Source organism: Streptomyces rubellomurinus, assembly GCF_000961885.1.
GTDB classification, from domain to species: Bacteria; Actinomycetota; Actinomycetes; order Streptomycetales; family Streptomycetaceae; genus Kitasatospora; species Kitasatospora rubellomurina.
Genome location: NZ_JZKH01000085.1, coordinates 1 through 19,960, shown reverse-complemented (window position 1 = coordinate 19,960; position 19,960 = coordinate 1). Strand labels below are relative to the sequence as shown.

Below are 19,960 nucleotides of genomic sequence, written 5' to 3'. Positions count from 1 at the left end.
GTTCCCCGTTCTCGGTCTTTCTGCTGGGGAGAACACCCACGGCGCGGCCGTCCTTCCCCGGCCCGGACGGGCGCGCGGGGGCGGGGCGGGCCTGCTGACGGGCGGCGTCGGCCGTCATGGCGTCTCCTGGGATGGTGCGGTCCGGGGCACTGCGGTCACGACCTCGTCAGCCCCGTCCTCGATGATCTCGCCGGTCGCGGTGTTGACCGCGGGTGCGGCGGGTGTACGGGACGACAACACCGCCGCAACGGTCTCCGCCGTGCGGCGTCCGATGCCGGGTACGGCGCAGAGTTCGTCGACGGTGGCCGCCCGGAGCTTCTTCAGCGAGCCGAAGTGCTTGAGCAGCGCCCGGCGGCGAGTCTCGCCGAGGCCCGGGACGGAGTCCAGCTCCCCGGCGGTGAGTCGCTTGGAACGCTTGGCGCGCTGGTAGGTGATCGCGAAGCGGTGGGCCTCGTCGCGGACGCGCTGCAGCAGGTAGAGGCCCTCGCTGGAGCGCGGCAGCACCACCGGGTCGTCCTCGCCGGGCAGCCAGACCTCCTCCAGGCGCTTGGCCAGGCCGCACAGCGCGACGTCGTCGATGCCGAGTTCGTCCAGGGCGCGCTTGGCGGCCGCGACCTGCGGCTGGCCGCCGTCGACCACCAGCAGCTGCGGCGGGTAGGCGAAGCGGCGCGGGCGGCCGTCCTCGGTGCGCGGGCCCTCCCCCTCGTCGTCCGCCTCGGGGACGGCCCACTCGCCGGTCTGCTCGCGCTCCTGGAGGTAGCGGCGGAAGCGCCGGCCGATCACCTCGTGCATCGAGCGGACGTCGTCCTGGCCGGCGAAGCCCTTGATCTGGAAGCGCCGGTACTCGCTCTTGCGGGCCAGGCCGTCCTCGAAGACGACCATCGAGGCGACCACGTCCTCGCCCTGGAGGTGGGAGATGTCGAAGCACTCGATGCGCAGCGGGACGGAGTCCAGCTCCAGCGCGTCGGCGATCTCCTGGAGGGCGCGGCTGCGGGTGGTGAGGTCGGAGGCGCGCTTGGTCTTGTGCAGCGCGAGGGCCTGCTGGGCGTTGCGCTGCACGGTGGCCATCAGGTCCTTCTTGTCGCCGCGCTGCGGGATGCGCAGGTCGACCTGGCTGCCGCGCAGTTCGCTCAGCCAGTCCCGTATCGGCCCGACCGGGTCGGGCAGCGCGGGCACCAGCACCTCGCGGGGGACGGACTCGTTGCGCTCGTCCGCGGCGGCGGCGCCGTACAGCTGCTGCAGGGCGTGCTCGACCAGGCCGGCCGTGTCGACGTCCTCGACCTTGTCGGTGACCCAGCCGCGCTGGCCGCGCACCCGGCCGCCGCGGACGTGGAAGATCTGCACGGCGGCTTCGAGTTCGTCCTCGGCGACGGCCAGCAGGTCGGCGTCGGTGGCGTCGGCGAGCACGATGGCGTTCTTCTCCATCGCGCGCTTGAGGGCGCCGATGTCGTCCCGCAGCCGGGCCGCCTTCTCGTACTCCAGTTCCTCGGCGGCCTCCTGCATCTGCGCCTCCAGCCGGCGCAGGTAGTTGCCCGTGCGCCCGGCCATGAAGTCGCAGAAGTCCTCGGCCAGCGCCCGGTGTTCGTCCGCCGTCACCTTGCCGACGCAGGGCGCGGCGCACTTGCCGATGTAGCCGAGCAGGCAGGGCCGGCCGACCTGCCGGGCGCGCTTGAACACGCCGTTGGAGCAGGTGCGGACGGGGAAGACGCGCAGCAGCAGGTCGACCGTCTCGCGGATCGCCCAGGCGTGCCCGTACGGGCCGAAGTAGCGCACGCCCTTCTTGTGCGCCCCGCGCATCACCTGGACCCGCGGGTACTCCTCGTTCAGCGTGACGGCGAGCTCCGGATAGCTCTTGTCGTCGCGGTACTTGACGTTGAACCGGGGGTCGAACTCCTTGATCCAGGAGTACTCCAGCTGCAGCGCCTCGACCTCGGTGGCGACCACCGTCCACTCCACCGAGGCGGCGGTGGTCACCATCGTCGCGGTGCGGGGGTGCAGCCCGGCCAGGTCCTGGAAGTACGAGGACAGGCGCGGGCGCAGGCTCTTGGCCTTGCCGACGTAGATGACCCGGCCGTGGGCGTCGCGGAACTTGTAGACGCCCGGGGAGATCGGGATCGCTCCCGGCGCCGGGCGGTAGGTGCTCGGGTCAGCCATGGGTCCACCGTACCGATCGGGGCCGGTGTCGTGGGGGCAAGATCACGGGGACGGGGCTCGCCTGCTTCAGCTCGGGGTCACCTTGAGGTTCCCGCCCTCGACCGTGACGGCGTAGGCGGGCAGCGGGGTGGGGGCCGGGCCGTCCTGCACCGAGCCGTCGGCGATGGCGAACCGGCTGCCGTGGCACGGGCACTGGATCTGCTGCTTCTTCACCTGGTCCACCACGCAGCCGGCGTGGGTGCACTTGGCGCTGAAGGCCTTGAACTGGCCCTCGGCGGGCTGGGTCACGACGATCTTCTGCTCGCGGAAGACCTTGCCGCCGCCGACCGGGACGTCGGTGGCCGGGCCGAGGTCCACCGGGCCCTTGGGGGCGCTGCTCTTGGCGGAGGAGTCGCCGGAGGAGCCGCAGCCGGCGAGCGTCACGGTGCCGCCGGCCGCCAGGACGGCCGCGGCGCCGCAGAGCAGGGTGCGGCGGGAGGTGGCGGGGCTGGACTCGGTGGCCTCGGACATCGGTGCTCTCCTGCGGTTCGACTGCTGCGGTTCGACTGCTCGTGGGACCACGGAAGTCTATGCGGCACGCGCCCCGCCGCCCCCGGGCATCCGGGGAACGGCGGGGCGGGGCCGACTACTTCTTCGCCGCGACGGCCCGCTTGCGCGGCGCCCGCTTGGCGGGGGCGGCGACCGGGGCGTCCGCGAAGTCGCCCGGCAGGATGTCCCGGAGGAACTTGCCGGTGTGGCTCTCCGAGACGGCCGCGATCTGCTCCGGGGTGCCCTCGGCGACCACCGTGCCGCCGCCGGAACCGCCCTCGGGGCCCATGTCGACGACCCAGTCGGCGGTCTTGATCACGTCGAGGTTGTGCTCGATCACGATCACCGTGTTGCCCTTGTCGACCAGCCCGCTGAGCACCTTGATCAGCTTGCTGATGTCCTCGAAGTGCAGACCGGTGGTGGGCTCGTCCAGCACGTAGACCGTCCGCCCGGTGGAGCGCTTCTGCAGCTCCGAGGCGAGCTTGACGCGCTGCGCCTCGCCGCCGGACAGCGTCGGCGCGGACTGGCCGAGGCGGACGTAGCCGAGGCCGACGTCGTTGAGCGTCCGCAGGTGGCGGGCGATCGCCGGGACGGCCTCGAAGAACGCCAGCGCCTCCTCGATCGGCATGTCCAGCACCTCGGCGATGGACTTGCCCTTGTAGTGCACCTCCAGCGTCTCCCGGTTGTACCGGGCGCCGTGGCACACCTCGCACGGCACGTAGACGTCCGGCAGGAAGTTCATCTCGATCTTGATGGTGCCGTCACCGGTGCAGTTCTCGCAGCGGCCGCCCTTCACGTTGAACGAGAACCGGCCGGGCAGGTAGCCGCGGACCTTGGCCTCCTGCGTCTCCGCGAACAGCCGGCGCACGTGGTCGAACACCCCGGTGTAGGTGGCCGGGTTGGAGCGCGGGGTGCGGCCGATCGGCGACTGGTCGACGTGCACCACCTTGTCCACCAGGTCCGTGCCGGTGATCCGGGTGTGCCGGCCGGGCACGCTGCGGGCGCCGTTCAGCTCCCGGGCGAGGTGGGTGTAGAGGATGTCGTTGACCAGCGTCGACTTGCCGGAGCCGGAGACGCCGGTGATCGCCGTGAAGGTGCCGAGCGGGAAGCCGACCGTGACGTCCTTGAGGTTGTGCTCGCGGGCGCCGTGGACCGTCAACTGCCGCTTCTTGTCCCGCTCGCGGCGCGCGGCCGGGACCGGGATGAACCTCTTGCCGGACAGGTACTGGCCGGTCAGCGACTCCTTGTTGGTGAGCAGCTGCTTCAGCGAACCGGAGTGCACCACCTTGCCGCCGTGCTCGCCGGCGCCCGGGCCGATGTCCACCACCCAGTCCGCGGTCTTGATGGTGTCCTCGTCGTGCTCGACCACGATCAGGGTGTTGCCGATGTCGCGCAGCCGCACCAGCGTCTCGATCAGCCGGTGGTTGTCCCGCTGGTGCAGGCCGATCGACGGCTCGTCCAGCACGTACAGCACGCCGACCAGGCCGGAGCCGATCTGGGTGGCCAGCCGGATGCGCTGCGCCTCGCCGCCGGAGAGGGTGCCGGCCGCGCGGTCCAGCGAGAGGTAGTCCAGGCCGACGTCGACCAGGAAGCGCAGCCGCTCGTTGACCTCCTTCAGGACGCGCTCGGCGATCTGCTTGTCCCGGTCGTTGAGCTTCATCGCGCCCAGGAACTCGGCGCAGTCGCTGATCGACATCGACGAGACGTCGGCGATCGACTTCTCCTCGACGGTGACCGCCAGCACCACCGGCTTGAGCCGGGTGCCCTGGCAGGTCGGGCAGGGCACCTCGCGCATGTAGCCCTCGAAGCGCTCGCGGCTGCTGTCGCTCTCCGCCTCGGTGTGCCGGCGCTGGATGAACGGCACCGCGCCCTCGAAGCCGGTGCTGTACGAGCGCTCGCGGCCGAAGCGGTTGCGGTAGCGGACCTGCACCTGGTGCTTGTGCCCGTACAGCAGCGCCTTCTTGGCGCGGGCCGGCAGCCCGGCCCAGGGGATGTCGGTGCGGAAGCCCAGCTCCTCGGCCAGCGCGTCGATCAGGCGCTGGAAGTACTCCTTGGCGTGCCCGGCCGACCACGGGTGGATCGCGCCCTCGTCCAGCGAGCGCTCCGGGTCCGGCACGACGAGCTCCGGGTCGACCTCCATCCGGTTGCCCAGGCCCGAGCAGTCCGGGCAGGCGCCGAACGGCGAGTTGAAGGAGAACGAGCGCGGCTCCAGCTCCTCGAACGACACGTCGTCGTACGGGCAGTACAGGTGCTCGGAGTACATCCGCTCGCGCTCCGGGTCGTCCTCCGGGAGGTCGACGAAGTCGAGCACGACCATGCCGCCGGACAGCCGCAGGGCCGTCTCCACCGAGTCGGTGAGCCGCCGCTTGGCGCTCTCCTTGACGGTCAGGCGGTCGACGACCACCTCGACGGTGTGCTTCTCCTGCTTCTTCAGCTTCGGCGGCTCGGCGAGCTGGATCGTCTCGCCGTCCACGCGGGCGCGGGAGTAGCCCTTGGACTGGAGGTCGGCGAACAGGTCGACGAACTCGCCCTTGCGCTCGCGCACCACCGGGCTGAGCACCTGGAAGCGGGTGCCCTCGGAGAGCTCCAGGACCTTGTCGACGATCGCCTGCGGCGACTGCTTGGCGATCGGGCGGCCGCAGTGCGGGCAGTGCGGCTTGCCGATCCGGGCGAACAGCAGGCGCAGGTAGTCGTACACCTCGGTGATGGTGCCGACGGTAGAGCGGGGGTTGCGGTTGGTGGACTTCTGGTCGATCGAGACGGCCGGGGAGAGGCCTTCGATGAAGTCCACGTCGGGCTTGTCCATCTGGCCCAGGAACTGGCGGGCGTAGGAGGACAGCGACTCGACGTAGCGGCGCTGGCCCTCGGCGAAGATCGTGTCGAAGGCGAGCGAGGACTTGCCGGAGCCGGAGAGGCCCGTGAAGACGATGAGGGAGTCGCGGGGCAGGTCGAGCGAGACGTTCTTCAGGTTGTGCTCGCGTGCACCGCGGACGACGAGGCGGTCGGCCACAGCTTCTGGCGCCTTTCTCCGGTACGAGACGGCCTTGGAGGTGAGCGGGTTCTTCTTCCAGGATGCGGCAGCCAGCCTATAGCTCAGACGTTCGAATATCGACTCTGTCCAGTGGAGACCACCCGAACGAGTGAGGACCGCTTCCGGGCCGTCCGTACCCGGACCGAAAAACCCCCTGCTCAGGGCCCGGATGCGGCGATAGCGTCGACTGGTCAACGAGCGAGGCCCGGCCCGGGCAACGCCCTGTTCCGTACGGAAGGCAGATTCGATGACCGATGCACAAGCCGCCGCGTCCTGGCTGAGCCGGGTCGAGGAGAGCACCCGGCGCCTGCTGACCACCGTCGCCGCGATGGAGCCCGACGCCGTCGCCGAGCCCTCCGCCCTCCCCGGCTGGACCCGCGGCCACGTGCTCGCCCACCTCGCCCGCAACGCCGACTCCCTGGTCAACCTGCTCGACGGCGCCCGCACCGGCACCGACATCCCGCAGTACGCCAGCAACGAGGTCCGCGACCAGGACATCGAACGCGACGCGCCCCGCCCGCTGGACGTCCACCTCGCCGACCTGCGCGACGCGCACGCCCGCTTCGCCGAGGCCGCCGCGCTGCTCGGCCCGGAGGCCTGGGCGGTGGGCGTCAAGCACCGCTCCGGCTACGTCTTCCCGGCCCACGAGATCCCGCTCAAGCGCCTGCTGGAGCTGGAGTACCACCACGTCGACCTGGACGCCGGCTACACCCCCGCGCAGTGGTCGGAGTCCTTCGCGGTGGCCCAGTTCCGCCGCCTCGCCACCACCCTGGACGGCGACGACGACCTCCCCGCCGTCCGGCTGATCGCCGACGACACCGAGGACCGCGCCCTGATCGGCGCCCCCTCGGCCGGCACCGGCCCGACCGTCGAAGGCCCGGTCCGCGCCCTCGCCGCCTGGCTCTCCGGCCGCTCGGACGGCGCCGACCTGCGCCGCACCCCCGACACCGGGCTCCCCGAGCTTCCCCCCATGGGCTGATGGCGGGACGATGATCCTGAACCCTGTTGCCGGACGAGGAGCGGACGGATGACGTACCACGGAGCGGTCAAGGTCGGCGGGCCGCCGGACGTGCGCGAGCTGGCGCACCTGATCATCACCAAGGTGGCCGTGGGCCCGTACGACAACAACGCCTACCTGCTGCGCTGCCGGGCCACCGACGAACAGCTGCTGATCGACGCGGCCGCCGACGCACCGGTGCTGCTGGAGACGGTCGGCGACGAGCTGGAGACCGTGGTCACCACCCACCGGCACCACGACCACTGGGGCGCGCTCGCCGAGGTGGTCGCCACCACCGGCGCCCGCACCGCCGCGGGCGAGCACGACGCCGAGGGCATCGACGTCCCCACCGAGCTGCTGCTCGCGGACGGCGACCGGCTGCGCGTCGGCGACGTCGAACTCACCGTCCGCCACCTGGTCGGCCACACCCCGGGCGCGATCGTGCTGATCTACGACGACCCGCAGGGCCACCCGCACGTCTTCACCGGCGACTGCCTCTTCCCGGGCGGCGTCGGCAACACCTGGGGCGACCCGGAGGCCTTCCGCACCCTCTACCGGGACGTCACCGAGAAGATCTTCGACGCCCTCCCCGACGAGGCCTGGGTCTACCCCGGTCACGGCAACGACACCACCCTCGGCACCGAACGCCCCCACCTGGCGGAATGGCACGACCGGGGTTGGTAGCACCCCTCGGTTGGTCGGCCCCCACGGGGGGCCGACCACCGGGAAACATCATCAGTTCGAGCCGAAGACCTCGATGCGGCACTTCGCGGCACCGCTTCGCTCGATCCTCGCATCACTGGTGATCAGCGTCGCGGCGAGAGCCTCGGCCAGGGCGACGTACTGGGCGTCATAGGCGCTCAGGTTCGCGTGGAGAGCCTGGACGCGGCTCCAGAGGTGGAGCGTCTCGTGTCGGGCGACCGGAAGCAGCCGATAGGCCTCGACGGCCCTGTCGACCTCCCGTTCCGTGAGTTTGCCCGCCCGCCGCATACCCAGCAGGGCCGACTGGATCTCGTAGTCGATCAGCGTGGGCACGGCCACGGTGTCCGCGGAACCCACCCGGGTCCGGACGGCGAGGCCGAGGGCGTCTCGGTTGACGAGGAAGTGCACCAGTGCGGAACAGTCGACGACGACCGTCCCGCTCACCGCCCAGCCCGTCCCTCGTCGATCGCGGCCAGGACATCGCCCGCGCTGACACTGGCGGTGGTCTCACGGTTGAGGCGCGCCACCATCTCCTCCAAGGTGGGCTTGGACGTCTCGCGCGCGATGAGATCGAGGAAGTAGGCCTGAAGAGACTTGCCGGCCTGGGCGGCACGAACCTTCAGGGTCTGGATCTGGTCATCCGGGACGTCCCGGATCGTCAGAGCAGTCATGCCTGCAGCATAGTGCCATTGCCTGCATAGTGCAGATAGCCCCGCCGCCGGATCGATCCGGCGGCGGGGCTCTCATGCGTTCGACTCCGGTCAGGCGTCGAGCTTCTGCGGCTCGCGCTCGGCCTCGGCGGCCTTCTTCGAGGCCCGCAGGCTGGTGAAGGTGGTGACGGCCAGCACCACCACGATGAAGGCCAGCGAGAGCGGGATGCCGATCTCCGGGACATTGGCGCCCGCCTCGTGGGCGGCATGGAGGACCAGCTTCACGCCGATGAAGCCGAGGATCACCGACAGGCCGTAGCTGAGGTGGACCAGCTTCTTCAGCAGGCCGCCGATCAGGAAGTAGAGCTGGCGCAGGCCCATCAGGGCGAAGGCGTTCGCCGTGAAGACGATGTACGGGTCCTGGGTGAGGCCGAAGATGGCCGGGATCGAGTCCAGGGCGAACAGGACGTCCGTGGTGCCGATCGCGAGCATGACGATCAGCATCGGGGTGATCAGCCGGCGGCCGTGCTCGCGGACGAGCAGCTTGGTGCCGCGGTAGTCCTCGGTGGCGGGGAAGCGCCGGGTGATCGACTTGAGCAGGCGGTTCTCCTCGAACTCCTCGTCCTCCTCGTCGGCCCGGGCCTCCTTGATCAGCTTCCAGGCCGTCCAGATCAGGAAGGCGCCGAAGACGAAGAACACCCAGGAGAACTCGGAGACCAGGGCCGCGCCGCCGGCGATGAACGCCGCGCGCAGCACCAGGGCGATGATCACGCCGAACATCAGCACGCGCTGCTGGTAGATCCTGGGCACCGCGAACTTGCCCATGATCAGGATGAACACGAAGAGGTTGTCGACGCTGAGCGACTTCTCGGTGATGTACCCGGCGAAGAACTCGCCGGCCGGCTGGGCGCCGGAGTGCCACCAGAGGAAGCCGCCGAAGATCAGCGCGAGCACGACCCAGACGGCCGTCCAGATGCCGGCCTCCTTGATCGAGACCTCGTGCGGCTTGCGCCCTCCGATGAAGAAGTCCGCCACGACGAGTGCGATCAGCACACCGATCGTGGTGGCCCACATGGTTACGGAAACGTCCATTTACTGCTCCTCCGGCAGCTGGGCGAGACGGGTCGTCACTGCCGGAGGTCTCTTCCGCCCATCGGGCCAGCGCCCCGGGGTGCCGCGACGGGCACCCGTGATGACGGGGTCGGCTGTCGAGGAATACTCCCCTCCGCTACCGTCGAGGGTAACAGGAGCGGCAAGGGAAGGTAAAGAAGGTAAAGAGGCGGGCTAGAGGAACGGCTCGATGGCCGGCAGCAGGTCCTGGAAGGTCCGCCCCTTGGCCGGTGCGCCGATCGCCTGCATCTCCCAGCCGCCCTCGCCGTCCCGGTACACCTTGGCCATGATCTGCCCGGTGTGCGGCCCGCCGCCCGCCAGCTCGTACCGGGCGAGCTCCAGGCCCGTCGTCTCGTCCACCAGCCGGCAGTGCGCCAGGCGCACCTCGGCGAAGGTCTGCCCGGTGTACGAGCTGACGGTGAACACCACCTGGGTGATGTGCGCCGGCACGTGCAGCAGGTCGACCAGGATCGCCTCGTCGTCCTCGGCGCCGGAGCCGCCCTCCAGGTTGTCCCCGGTGTGCCGGACGGAGCCGTCCGTCGACTCCAGGTGCTGGAAGAACACCACGTCGGACGGCGTCTTCTCGGCGTACAGCAACGCCGAGGCGTCCAGGTCGACCTTCCGGGCGCGGCTGCCGAACAGGCCCCGCTTGGGCGCGGCCTGCCAACCGAGGCCCATCCGGACCACGGTCAGGGAGCCGCCCGGCCCCTTCCGGAGGCTGACCCGTTGGCCCTTGGCCAGGTTCACCGACACGGCGTTGTCCTCTCTGCACGGCCGCGCGGTCGAGCCCGCCCGGCGCCACGATGGAACACCCCGTTGCCGTCCCCCGGCTGAGGCCCCCGCTACCACGGCTCGCCGCTCCGTCCCGAGAGCGTGATGCCGCAGGCCAGCCTAGGGCCTGCGGCCCCGTCTCCTCCTCTGCGTTTCCCCGTTTGTGGCAAGGCTGAGACACCGCCGGGCTTGACCGGTGCCATTCCGGCCAAGCCCCGCGGTGCCCCGCCGCCGCTCGGCGGCCGCTACGCCACCCCGGCCTCGCGCATCTGGCGCAGCTCCTTCTTCAGCTCCTTCACCTCGTCGCGCAGCCGCGCCGCGACCTCGAACTGCAGGTCGGCGGCGGCCGTGTGCATCCGGTCGGTCATCTCCTGGATGAGCTCGGCCAGTTCGGCGGCCGGCAGCGACTTGGCCGGCTTGCGCTCCGCGCCGAGCATCGGCACCGGGGCCTTGGCCTTGCCGGAGCCGCGGTAGCCGGTGGAGAGCAGTTCGTCGGTGTCCACGTCCTCGCGGGCGAGGGTGTCCAGGATGTCGCCGATCTTCTTCCGCAGCGGCTGCGGGTCGATCCCGTGCTCCTTGTTGTAGGCCTGCTGCACGGCCCGGCGGCGGTTGGTCTCGTCGATCGCCTTCTCCATCGACGGGGTGATCCGGTCCGCGTACATGTGCACCTGGCCGGAGACGTTGCGGGCCGCGCGGCCGATCGTCTGGATGAGGGACGTGCCGGAGCGCAGGAAGCCCTCCTTGTCCGCGTCCAGGATCGCCACCAGCGACACCTCGGGCAGGTCCAGGCCCTCGCGCAGCAGGTTGATGCCGACCAGCACGTCGAACCGGCCCGCGCGCAGCTCGCGCAGCAGCTCGACGCGGCGCAGGGTGTCCACGTCGCTGTGCAGGTACCGGACCCGGATGTCCAGGCCGAGCATGTAGTCGGTGAGGTCCTCGGCCATCTTCTTGGTCAGCGTGGTGACCAGCACGCGCTCGTCCCGCTCGACCCGCTTGCGGACCTCGTGCACCAGGTCGTCGATCTGGCCCTCGGTCGGCTTGACGATCACCTCGGGGTCGATCAGGCCGGTCGGGCGGATGATCTGCTCGACCTGGCCGTCGCCGCGCGACAGCTCGTACGGGCCCGGCGTCGCGGACAGGTACACCGTCTGGCCGATCCGCCCCAGGAACTCCTCCCACTTCAGCGGGCGGTTGTCCATCGCGGACGGCAGCCGGAAGCCGTGCTCGACCAGCGTGCGCTTGCGCGAGGCGTCGCCCTCGTACATCGCGCCGATCTGCGGGACGGTGACGTGCGACTCGTCGATGACCAGGAGGAAGTCCTCCGGGAAGTAGTCGAGCAGCGTGTTCGGCGGGGAGCCGGGCTCGCGGCCGTCGAAGTGCATCGAGTAGTTCTCGACGCCCGAGCAGGTGCCGATCTGGCGCAGCATCTCGATGTCGTAGGTGGTGCGCATGCGCAGCCGCTGGGCCTCCAGCAGCTTGCCCTGCTTCTCCAGCTTGGCGAGCGTCTGCTCCAGCTCCTGCTCGATGCCGGTGATCGCGCGCTCCATGCGCTCGGGGCCGGCCACGTAGTGCGAGGCGGGGAAGACGTAGATCTGCTCGTCCTGGCTGATGATCTCGCCGGTGAGCGGATGCAGGGTGTACAGCGCCTCGATCTCGTCGCCGAACATCTCGATCCGGACGGCGAGCTCCTCGTACACCGGGAAGATCTCGATGGTGTCGCCGCGCACCCGGAAGGTGCCGCGGCTGAAGGCCACGTCGTTGCGCGCGTACTGGATGTCGACGAAGCGGCGCAGCAGCACGTCGCGGTCGATCTCCTGGCCGACCTTCAGCGGGACCATCCGGTCCACGTACTCCTGCGGGGTGCCGAGGCCGTAGATGCAGGAGACGGACGCGACCACGACCACGTCGCGGCGGGTGAGCAGCGAGTTGGTGGCCGAGTGCCGCAGCCGCTCGACCTCCTCGTTGATCGAGGAGTCCTTCTCGATGTAGGTGTCCGTCTGCGGGACGTACGCCTCGGGCTGGTAGTAGTCGTAGTACGAGACGAAGTACTCGACCGCGTTGTTCGGCAGCAGCTCGCGGAACTCGTTCGCCAGCTGCGCGGCCAGCGTCTTGTTCGGCGCCATCACCAGGGTGGGCCGCTGCAGCTTCTCGATCATCCAGGCCGTGGTCGCCGACTTGCCGGTACCGGTGGCACCGAGCAGCACGACGTCCTTCTCCCCGCCCCTGACCCGCCGCTCCAGCTCGGCGATCGCCGCCGGCTGGTCGCCGTTCGGCTGGAAGGGGCTGACGACCTCGAAAGGCGCCACGGACCGCTCAATACTCGTGATGGGACGCACGAGTCCACCGTACGACCCACCACTGACAGACGTGGCCTACTTCGCGCTGTCCCGGGCCAGGGCGACCAGGCGGGAGATGGCGCGGAGGTACTTCTTGCGGTAGCCGCCGCGGAGCATCTCCTCGGGGAAGACCTGGTCGAAGGGGAGGCCGGAGGCGGTGATGGGGAGTTCGCGGTCGTACATGCGGTCGGCGAGGACGACCAGGCGCAGGGCGGTGGACTGGTCGTCGACCTGGCGGACGCCGCGCAGGCAGACGGCGGTGACGTCGTCCAGCAGCGCGCCGTAGCGGCTGGGGTGGACGGCGGAGAGGTGGGCGAGCAGGGCGTCGAAGTCGTCCAGGGAGGCGCCCGGGGTGCGGCCGGCGACGGCCTCGACGGTGTCGTCGGGGTACGGCGGCGGGGCGTCGGGCAGGCCGCGGTGGCGGTAGTCCTGGCCGTCGATGCGCATCGGGCGGAAGTGGGCGGACAGGCCCTGGATCTCGCGCAGGAAGTCGGCGGCGGCGAAGCGGCCCTCGCCGAGCTTCTCCGGGAGCGTGTTGGAGGTGGCGCAGAGCTTGACGCCGTTGTCGACCAGGCGGCCGAGCAGGGTGGAGACCAGGACGGTGTCGCCCGGGTCGTCGAGCTCGAACTCGTCGATGCAGAGCAGGGTGTGCCCGGAGAGGGTCTGGACGGCCTGCTGGAAGCCGAGCGCGCCGACCAGGTTGGTCAGCTCGACGAAGGTGCCGAAGGCCTTCGGGCCGGGGGCGGCGTGCCAGAGCGAGGCGAGCAGGTGGGTCTTGCCGACGCCGTAGCCGCCGTCGAGGTAGACGCCGGCCGGGCCGGTGGGCGCGGGGGCGCTGCGGCGGAACCAGCTGCGCTTGGGCGCAGAACCGTTTCCTCCCCCATTTCCTCGTCCGAGCGTGGTCGCGAACTGCTCCAGGACCTGGACGGCCTCGTACTGGCTGGGCTGGCTCTGGTCCGGGAGGTACGTCCCGAAGCTGACCTGGGAGAAGCGCGGCGGCGGGACCATCTCGGCGACCAGGCGCTCGGCGGGCACCACCGGGCGGCGGGAGGCGAGCGCGATCGGGGCGCCGGCCTGGCCGGGAACGGCTATGGTCTCGGTCGCGGTGGCGGGGCGGGGAGCTGCGGACACATCAGTAGAGGGTACGCCTGGTCCCCCCGCCCTCCGAACGGCCTCCGGACTCCCCTCGAACGGCCCACGAACGACCCCCGAACGGCCCACGGTGGAAGACTGAGGACATGCACCTGCTGATCAACCCGCTCGACGGGCCCGTCGCCGATCCGTCCTCCCTGGAGGCGCTGGCCGCCCTCTACGCGTACCCCGACCAGGTGAATCGGGGCCGCCCCTGGCTGCGCGCCAACATGGTGACCGGGCTGGACGGCGCGGCGAAGCTCGACGGCGTGTCCGAGGGCCTGTCCGGCGACGCCGACAAGCGGATCTTCGGCGTGCTGCGCGCGCTCTCGGACGTGGTGCTGGTGGGCGCCGAGACGGTCCGGGTCGAGGGCTACCGGCCGGCCCGGGCGCGGGCCGAGTTCGCGGCGGCGCGGGCCGCGGCCGGGCAGGCCCCGGCCCCGGCGATCGCGATCGTGACCCGGTCGCTGGACCTCGACCTGGGCGCGCCGCTGTTCACGGAGCCGCTGGTCAGGACGGTGGTCATCACCACCGAGGACGCCCCCGAGGAGCGCCGCCGGGCCGTCGCCGAGGTCGCGGACCTGGTGCTCGCCGGCCTCGGCTCGGTGGACCTGCGGACGGGCGTGGCGGCGCTCGCGGAGCGCGGCTGGACGCGGCTGCTGTGCGAGGGCGGTCCGCGGCTGCTGGGGCAGCTGGCGACGGTGGACCTGCTGGACGAGCTGTGCCTGTCGCTGGCCCCGCTGATCACGGGCGGCGACGCGCCGCGGATCGTCCACCATGCGCAAATGCCTGACGTGCAGCGGATGCGGCTGGTCTCATTGATCGAGCAGAAAGGATTCCTCTTCACCCGCTACCTGCGTCACCTGGGTTCGGATGACCCCGTGACCCCCTGATCGTGATCCCGTTATGCGATGCCGGGGCCCGGGGGCCGGCCACTGGAAGGGACTCACGTGTTCAAGACGGTACTGATGATCGAGAAGGCTCTCTCCGACGCGGACGTGGAGCTGGTCACCACGCTCCACAGCGACGAGAAGGTGTCCTTCGTCGTCCTGATGCAGCCGCGCGGCAAGCAGGACGAGCTGCTGCGGGCGCTCGACGACGTCGCCCTCGGCCACCTGGACAAGGTGGTGCACGAGCACGACGAGTCCGAGACCGGCCCGACCGTGGCCACCGAGTCGCTGGAGCACAGCCTGCGCCACCTGCGCGCGGCCGGGGCCGAGGCGGTCGGCGAGCTGGTGGAGGAGAAGCCGCTGGACCGGCTGCGCGAGGTGGTCCGGCAGCAGGAGGCGGACGAGGTGGTGGTGCTCACCTCACCGCACTTCGTCGAGGAGTTCTTCCACCGCGACTGGGCCTCCCAGGCCCGGCACAAGGTGGGGGTCCCGGTGCTGCGGCTGTTCGCCAGCGACTCCTGACTCCGCGCGCCGGTGGTGCAGAATCGTCCTTGCGGCCGGCCCGCGAGGACGATTCGCGTCCGGCCCGCCCCGCCCACAGCCAGCCCCCGCCCGTACGGAGCCCCGCCTTGAACGACGCCGCGCACGACCTGCACGCCCCGCACTTCATCGGTATCGGCGGCGCCGGGATGTCCGGCCTGGCGAAGATCCTCGCGGTGCGCGGCGCCAGCGTCTCCGGCAGCGACTCCAAGGAGTCCGAGACCGTCCTCGCGCTGCGGGCGCTGGGCGCCACCGTGCACGTCGGCCACGCCGCCGAGCACGTGCCGGACGGCGCCAGCAGCATCGTCGTCTCCAGCGCGATCCGCACCGACAACCCCGAGCTGGCCGCCGCCCGCGAGCGCGGCATCCCGGTGGTGCACCGCTCCGACGCGCTCGCCGCGCTGATGGGCGGCCGCCGGGCGCTCGCCGTCGCCGGCACCCACGGCAAGACCACCACCACCAGCATGCTCGCCGTCGCCCTCGGCGAGCTGGGCCTGGACCCGTCCTACGCCATCGGCGGTGACCTCGACGCGCCCGGCTCCAACGCCCACCACGGCGCCGGGGAGATCTTCGTCGCCGAGGCCGACGAGAGCGACCGCAGCTTCCACAAGTACGCGCCCGAGGTGGCGATCGTGCTCAACGTGGAACTGGACCACCACGCCAACTACGCCTCGATCGACGAGATCTACGAGTCCTTCGAGACCTTCGTCGGCCGGATCGTCCCCGGCGGCACCCTGGTGGTCTCCGCCGACCACGACGGCGCCCGCGAGCTCACCGCCCGGGTGGCCGGCCGCGAGGGCCTGAACGTGGTGACGGTCGGCGCCGCCGAGGACGCCGACCTGCGCGTCCTGTCGGTGGTCGCCCACGGCATGACCAGCGAGGTCACCGTGCTGCTCGACGGCGCCGAGCTGACCTTCACCGTCTCGGTGCCCGGCCGGCACTACGCCCACAACGCGGTGGCCGCGCTCGCCGCCGGCGTCGCGCTCGGCGTCCCCGCCGCCGACCTCGCCAAGGCGCTCGGCGCCTACACCGGCGTGCGCCGCCGCCTGCAGCTCAAGGGCGAGGCGGGCGGCGTCCAGGTGATCGACTCCTACGCCCACCACCCCACCGAGATGACCGCCGACCTGGAGGCCATCCGCGAGGCCACCGAGGGCCGCGTCCTGGTCGTCTTCCAGCCGCACCTGTTCAGCCGCACCCAGCAGCTCGCCGAGGAGATGGGCGCCGCCCTCGCGCTCGCCGACACCTCGGTGGTGCTCGACATCTACCCGGCCCGCGAGGACCCGATCCCGGGCGTGACCAGCGAGCTGATCATCGACGCCGCCCGCCGGGCCGGCGCCGACGTCACCGCCGAACACGACTTCGCCGCCGCCCCCGCCCTGCTCGCCGGGCTGGCCCGCCCCGGCGACCTGCTGCTCACCATGGGCGCGGGGGACGTCACCAACCTGGGGCCGGAAATTCTGCGGCACCTGGCCAACGTTGCCTCCAACGTCTGACCTATCGCGCCTATCGCGTCGGGAGCCGTGATGAGCTACGAGATCCAGAAGTCCGAAGCCGAGTGGCGCGCCCAGCTCAGCCCCGAGGAGTACCACGTGCTCCGCGAGGCCGGCACCGAGCGCCCCTTCGTCGGCGAGTACACCGACACCAAGACCGTCGGCGTCTACAGCTGCCGCGCCTGCGGGGCCGAACTGTTCAGCTCCGAGACCAAGTTCGACAGCCACTGCGGCTGGCCGTCCTACTACGCGCCGCTCGCCGAGGACCGCGTCCAGTACATCGAGGACACCTCCCTCGGCATGCGCCGCGTCGAGGTCCGCTGCGCCACCTGCGGCGGCCACCTCGGCCACGTCTTCGAGGGCGAGGGCTACGGCACCCCGACCGACCAGCGCTACTGCATCAACAGCATCTCGCTGACGCTGAAGCCGGCGGAGTAGCACCCCGCATCCTTCGAGGGCGGGGCCGTGGACACCACCACGGCCCCGCCCTCACGCGTGTCGCCGGGTGTCGGCCAACGGTGGGTTCCCCGTACGCTGTGCGGATGGATCGGGCGGCAGCGAGTTCGTTTCGTGCGGTGGTCTTCGACTTCTTCGGCGTCCTGACGTCGAACATGGTGGAGGTCATCACATGGTTCGAGAACCGGGAGCGGATCGCCCCGGGGACGTTCCTGCGCGCCTGGTCGGACCCTCGCGGACAGGACCTGTTCAGGCGCCTTGAACTCGGCCGGATCAGCCAGGAGGACTGGAACGCCGGGTTCGCGGCCCTGATGGGAGTGAAGTCGGACAACCTGCTGGCCAGGTACCTCCACGACGCTTTCCCGGCGTACCCGGTCCTCCAGGTCGCGCGGCAGGCTCGCGCGGCGGGGGTGCGGACTGCGGTGCTGTCCAACAGCCTCGGCCGGCAGCCCTACGACCCGTACGCCGGCTTCGACCTGGACAACACCTTCGACGCGGTGGTGCTGTCGGCGGAACACGGTGTCCGCAAGCCCGAACCAGAGGCATTTCAGGTCGTACTGGACTGCCTGGGCGTCAGCGCCGAGGAGTGCCTGTTCGTGGACGACAGCGAGGACAACCTCGTCGCCGCCCAGCGGCTCGGCTTCACCCCGGTACTCGGGCTGGACGAGGACGTGGTCGTACGGCGGCTGCGCGAGCTACTGCGCCTGCCCGGCCTCTAGGAAGTCGCGGACCCCTGCGTGGGCGGCGTGTGGGGCCAGTTTCTCGCGCAGGCCCCGCAGTTGGGACGCGGAGCGCGCGGAGTCGACCGAGCCGAGGCAGGCTGCCGCGTGTCGGCCGGTGGCCACAGCGGCGTCCAAGTCGTGCAGCGCGAGGTGCGCCTCCGCGGCGCGGGCGAGGTAGATGGCGTGGCTGCGGGGGTACTGCTCGTCACCCGGATACGCCTGCATGCCGGCCTCGAACCGGCGCAGGGCCTCGGTAGGGTCCCCCAGCTCCAGGGCGGAGGAGCCGGCGATCATCTCGATCTCGCCGTAGTCCACCCAGTAAAGGAAGCCGGGGTCGTCCTCACGCCGCCCCTTGTCCAACGCGGCGTGCGCCAGGTGGAGTTGGTGCCTCGCCTCCTCCTTCGCCCCATCCTTCGACCACGCGCGGGCCGCGCGGGCGGCCAGCATCGCCTCCATCCGCGGGGTGCTCCGACCGCGCACTTGGGTCCGGGCCGCGTCCACGAACGACACCGCCCGACCGGCCAGGCCCGGGGAGGAGTAGCACTGGATGGCGGCGAAGGACAGCGTGTAGGCACCCGCGACCACATCGCCGCACTCGGCGGAGGCCCGCAAGGAGGCGTCGAAGTAGGACTGGGCGAGGCCGACGCGGCCCTGGTCGAAGGCCGCCCAGCCGACCTGGCGGGCGGCCTCGGTGGTGATCGCGTACAGGCGCGACAGCTGATCGCCCCTGTAGCGACGGGACTTGATCGCCGCTACCGCCAAGGCGAGGTCACTGCGCGCAGCCGTGAAGACCTCGCCGCTGCCGAGTTCGTCGTCCACGTGGCGCAGGAGTTGGAGCCGGCCCTCCAGACCCTCCAGCAGGGAGGAGTGGTCCACAGGCATGGCCCGTGGCTCCAGGAGGGTGCGCCCGATGGCCGTGACCCAATTGTTCGTTGACGCCGACAGGGCGACGCCGGCAGCGAGGAACCCTCGGCGATCCACTCGTCTTCCCTCCATCAGGCTCGTAAGAACCGCCAGAGTCGCCCCGGCCTGGTTCCAAGAAGCGTCCACAGGCGCGGCATCGGCAAGAGCAGCGGCGAAGCTTCCGCCCGTCTCGAGGACCCTGTCGTAGGCGTTGGCCACCGACTCGGTCACCCGGCGGTTGCCGTTCTCGACGTTGCGCAGGTACGCCACGCCGAACCCGCTCGCACGAGCGAACTCGGCCCAGCCCATGCCGGAAGCACGGCGGGCTTGCCTCATATCGTGGCGCAGTTGATCGGGCATCAAGGCGCTCCTCGGAGATGGGATCGCTTCTGGATCGCGCCACAGCATTGTCGCCAGGGCGCTGGCGGTGTGTGATCGATTCCGTACAGATCGCAGTTGTCGCCGTCTGGTCACCAGGAGCAGGAGCGTTGACCCCGGCGCGCAGCTGCCTGCCCACGCCCGCCTGATTCACGTCAGCGTGAGGCAGGGACAGCCCCCCGTTCCTTCCCCTCCCGAGGTACCTCGCCATGCTCAAAACCTGCTGCCACCCCCGCGCGTTCGTCACCCGCCTCGCGTCCGACACGGACGCGACGCCCCACGCCCGCCGCCTCCTGCGCGCCTACCTCGCCGGCCTGCCCACCGGCTCCCTCTACTCCGAGATCGCCGAACTCCTCCTCGGCGAACTCTTCACCAACGCCGCCCAGCACTCCGACGCCCCTGACGACCGCCTCATCGAGATCCGCTTCGCCGTCACCAACGGCCTCCTCCGTATCGAGGTCCACGACGCCGGAACCGGCCGCCCCACCCTCCGACCGCCCACCCTCACCGACGAGCGCGGACGCGGCCTCCACCTCGTCAATGAGCTCGCCGAACGCTGGGGCTGCTGCCCGCGCGCGGGCGGGATCGGCAAGTTCGTCTGGGCCCTCATCGCCCCCGCCGCCTGAACAGGGCACCCCACCCATGCGACTCGCCCTCGCCGCCCGCCACCTCTTCGACACCGGCCACACCCCCGCCCAGGCCTACGCCACCCTCGCCCGCCGCACCCGCGAACCCCTGCGCTCCGCCCGCGCCGTCTGCACCGCCCTCGCGATCCCGGCCGCCGAGGTGAACCGCCGCCTCGACGACTGCTACGACGCCCTCCTCGCCAACCCCCGACCCAACTCCGAGGCCGACACCGGCGAACTCCTCGAAGCCCTCGGCGTCTTCGACATCCCCAAGACCCTCACCCCCCACGAACTCGCCGTCGTCGACCTCTTCCTCACCGCCATCGACGCTCTCGGCGGCATCCGCGCCGGCCACCAGCACGGCCTCGCCCGCTGGTTCACCACCGGCAACCTCACCGCCGCCTACCTCTCCCTCACCGCCACCAAGCCCCTCCCCACCACCGGCGACCCCACCCGCTACTGGACCACCCTCATCCAGGCCGGCGAACTCCTCACCACCACCCCCAACCCCGACATCCGCCTCCGCAACGCCCTCACCCGCTGCC

Annotated in this window: 19 protein-coding genes; 9 read left to right on the top strand and 10 right to left on the bottom strand. The window is 71.0% G+C overall.

Features of this window, described 5'->3' with window-relative positions:
* Positions 1–114 precede the first annotated feature (114 nt).
* From uvrC to uvrA, 3 genes are all read right to left on the bottom strand, one after another.
* Positions 115–2,154, bottom strand: a complete 2,040-nt coding sequence (gene uvrC / locus VM95_RS30245) for an excinuclease ABC subunit UvrC (RefSeq protein WP_045702765.1) — start codon at positions 2,152–2,154, stop codon at positions 115–117.
* Positions 2,155–2,220: 66 nt separating this feature from the next.
* Positions 2,221–2,664 carry a Rieske (2Fe-2S) protein gene (locus tag VM95_RS30240; RefSeq protein WP_045702763.1) on the bottom strand — a complete coding sequence of 148 codons (444 nt, stop codon included), beginning with the start codon at positions 2,662–2,664 and terminating at the stop codon, positions 2,221–2,223.
* 115 nt (positions 2,665–2,779) lie between these two features.
* Positions 2,780–5,692, bottom strand: coding sequence for an excinuclease ABC subunit UvrA (gene uvrA, locus VM95_RS30235; protein WP_045702761.1), 2,913 nt, complete (start codon positions 5,690–5,692; stop codon positions 2,780–2,782).
* A 268-nt stretch (positions 5,693–5,960) separates the two neighbouring features.
* Here uvrA and VM95_RS30230 point away from each other — a divergent pair, with 268 nt between their 5' ends.
* Both VM95_RS30230 and VM95_RS30225 read left to right on the top strand, forming a co-directional pair.
* Positions 5,961–6,692, top strand: a complete 732-nt coding sequence (locus VM95_RS30230; protein ID WP_045702760.1) for a maleylpyruvate isomerase family mycothiol-dependent enzyme — start codon at positions 5,961–5,963, stop codon at positions 6,690–6,692.
* A gap of 48 nt (positions 6,693–6,740) precedes the next feature.
* Positions 6,741–7,394 (top strand): MBL fold metallo-hydrolase, encoded by a 654-nt coding sequence (locus VM95_RS30225; protein ID WP_045702758.1) that lies wholly within the window; start codon positions 6,741–6,743, stop codon positions 7,392–7,394.
* 51 nt (positions 7,395–7,445) lie between these two features.
* Here VM95_RS30225 and VM95_RS30220 read toward each other — a convergent pair whose 3' ends face one another.
* The 6 genes from VM95_RS30220 to zapE form a co-directional block, all read right to left on the bottom strand.
* Positions 7,446–7,856 (bottom strand): type II toxin-antitoxin system VapC family toxin, encoded by a 411-nt coding sequence (locus VM95_RS30220; protein WP_045702756.1) that lies wholly within the window; start codon positions 7,854–7,856, stop codon positions 7,446–7,448.
* Positions 7,853–8,083: a FitA-like ribbon-helix-helix domain-containing protein gene (locus VM95_RS30215; protein WP_045702754.1), complete on the bottom strand. Its 231-nt coding sequence runs from the start codon at positions 8,081–8,083 to the stop codon at positions 7,853–7,855. The genes VM95_RS30220 and VM95_RS30215 overlap by 4 nt, the downstream gene beginning before the upstream one ends.
* A gap of 90 nt (positions 8,084–8,173) precedes the next feature.
* Entirely contained in the window at positions 8,174–9,154 is a 981-nt protein-coding gene (locus tag VM95_RS30210; protein ID WP_045702752.1) for a TerC family protein, read from the bottom strand.
* A gap of 192 nt (positions 9,155–9,346) precedes the next feature.
* Positions 9,347–9,925 carry a TerD family protein gene (locus VM95_RS30205; RefSeq protein WP_045702750.1) on the bottom strand — a complete coding sequence of 193 codons (579 nt, stop codon included), beginning with the start codon at positions 9,923–9,925 and terminating at the stop codon, positions 9,347–9,349.
* A gap of 263 nt (positions 9,926–10,188) precedes the next feature.
* Positions 10,189–12,279, bottom strand: a complete 2,091-nt coding sequence (uvrB, locus tag VM95_RS30200; RefSeq protein ID WP_045702748.1) for an excinuclease ABC subunit UvrB — start codon at positions 12,277–12,279, stop codon at positions 10,189–10,191.
* 36 nt (positions 12,280–12,315) lie between these two features.
* The gene (gene zapE, locus VM95_RS30195; RefSeq protein WP_244179005.1) at positions 12,316–13,371 is read right to left on the bottom strand and encodes a cell division protein ZapE; all 1,056 of its coding nucleotides are present in this window, start codon (positions 13,369–13,371) and stop codon (positions 12,316–12,318) included.
* A gap of 146 nt (positions 13,372–13,517) precedes the next feature.
* Between zapE and VM95_RS30190 the strand changes: the two genes are divergently transcribed.
* The 5 genes from VM95_RS30190 to VM95_RS30170 all read left to right on the top strand — a co-directional run bounded on the left by VM95_RS30190 (position 13,518) and on the right by VM95_RS30170 (position 17,505).
* Positions 13,518–14,303 (top strand): pyrimidine reductase family protein, encoded by a 786-nt coding sequence (locus VM95_RS30190; RefSeq protein ID WP_045702745.1) that lies wholly within the window; start codon positions 13,518–13,520, stop codon positions 14,301–14,303.
* Between the two features lie 57 nt (positions 14,304–14,360).
* Positions 14,361–14,822 (top strand): indole-3-glycerol phosphate synthase, encoded by a 462-nt coding sequence (locus tag VM95_RS30185; RefSeq protein ID WP_107073142.1) that lies wholly within the window; start codon positions 14,361–14,363, stop codon positions 14,820–14,822.
* A 128-nt stretch (positions 14,823–14,950) separates the two neighbouring features.
* Positions 14,951–16,333: a UDP-N-acetylmuramate--L-alanine ligase gene (gene murC, locus VM95_RS30180; RefSeq protein WP_107073143.1), complete on the top strand. Its 1,383-nt coding sequence runs from the start codon at positions 14,951–14,953 to the stop codon at positions 16,331–16,333.
* A 30-nt stretch (positions 16,334–16,363) separates the two neighbouring features.
* Entirely contained in the window at positions 16,364–16,768 is a 405-nt protein-coding gene (msrB, locus tag VM95_RS30175; protein WP_045702740.1) for a peptide-methionine (R)-S-oxide reductase MsrB, read from the top strand.
* A 104-nt stretch (positions 16,769–16,872) separates the two neighbouring features.
* On the top strand, positions 16,873–17,505 hold the full coding sequence (locus VM95_RS30170; protein ID WP_045702739.1) for an HAD family hydrolase: 633 nt from the start codon (positions 16,873–16,875) through the stop codon (positions 17,503–17,505).
* Here VM95_RS30170 and VM95_RS39265 read toward each other — a convergent pair.
* Positions 17,482–18,747: a helix-turn-helix domain-containing protein gene (locus tag VM95_RS39265; protein ID WP_482260186.1), complete on the bottom strand. Its 1,266-nt coding sequence runs from the start codon at positions 18,745–18,747 to the stop codon at positions 17,482–17,484. The genes VM95_RS30170 and VM95_RS39265 overlap by 24 nt on opposite strands.
* A gap of 251 nt (positions 18,748–18,998) precedes the next feature.
* Here VM95_RS39265 and VM95_RS30160 point away from each other — a divergent pair, with 251 nt between their 5' ends.
* A complete protein-coding gene (locus VM95_RS30160; RefSeq protein ID WP_045702735.1) occupies positions 18,999–19,415 on the top strand; it encodes an ATP-binding protein in 417 nt (138 codons plus the stop codon).
* A gap of 16 nt (positions 19,416–19,431) precedes the next feature.
* On the top strand, positions 19,432–19,960 hold a 529-nt coding region (locus VM95_RS30155; RefSeq protein ID WP_045702732.1), incomplete at its 3' end, for a hypothetical protein.

Excerpts from the sequence above, each read along its gene's own strand:
- VM95_RS39265 (WP_482260186.1), bottom strand. The coding sequence starts at position 18,747 with ATGAGGCAAGCCCGCCGTGCTTCCGGCATGGGCTGGGCCGAGTTCGCT.
- VM95_RS30240 (WP_045702763.1), bottom strand. The coding sequence starts at position 2,664 with ATGTCCGAGGCCACCGAGTCCAGCCCCGCCACCTCCCGCCGCACCCTG.
- msrB (WP_045702740.1), top strand. The coding sequence starts at position 16,364 with ATGAGCTACGAGATCCAGAAGTCCGAAGCCGAGTGGCGCGCCCAGCTC.
- VM95_RS30170 (WP_045702739.1), top strand. The coding sequence starts at position 16,873 with ATGGATCGGGCGGCAGCGAGTTCGTTTCGTGCGGTGGTCTTCGACTTC.
- VM95_RS30160 (WP_045702735.1), top strand. The coding sequence starts at position 18,999 with ATGCTCAAAACCTGCTGCCACCCCCGCGCGTTCGTCACCCGCCTCGCG.
- VM95_RS30215 (WP_045702754.1), bottom strand. The coding sequence starts at position 8,083 with ATGACTGCTCTGACGATCCGGGACGTCCCGGATGACCAGATCCAGACC.
- VM95_RS30225 (WP_045702758.1), top strand. The coding sequence starts at position 6,741 with ATGACGTACCACGGAGCGGTCAAGGTCGGCGGGCCGCCGGACGTGCGC.
- VM95_RS30210 (WP_045702752.1), bottom strand. The coding sequence starts at position 9,154 with ATGGACGTTTCCGTAACCATGTGGGCCACCACGATCGGTGTGCTGATC.
- VM95_RS30190 (WP_045702745.1), top strand. The coding sequence starts at position 13,518 with ATGCACCTGCTGATCAACCCGCTCGACGGGCCCGTCGCCGATCCGTCC.
- uvrC (WP_045702765.1), bottom strand. The coding sequence starts at position 2,154 with ATGGCTGACCCGAGCACCTACCGCCCGGCGCCGGGAGCGATCCCGATC.
- VM95_RS30230 (WP_045702760.1), top strand. The coding sequence starts at position 5,961 with ATGACCGATGCACAAGCCGCCGCGTCCTGGCTGAGCCGGGTCGAGGAG.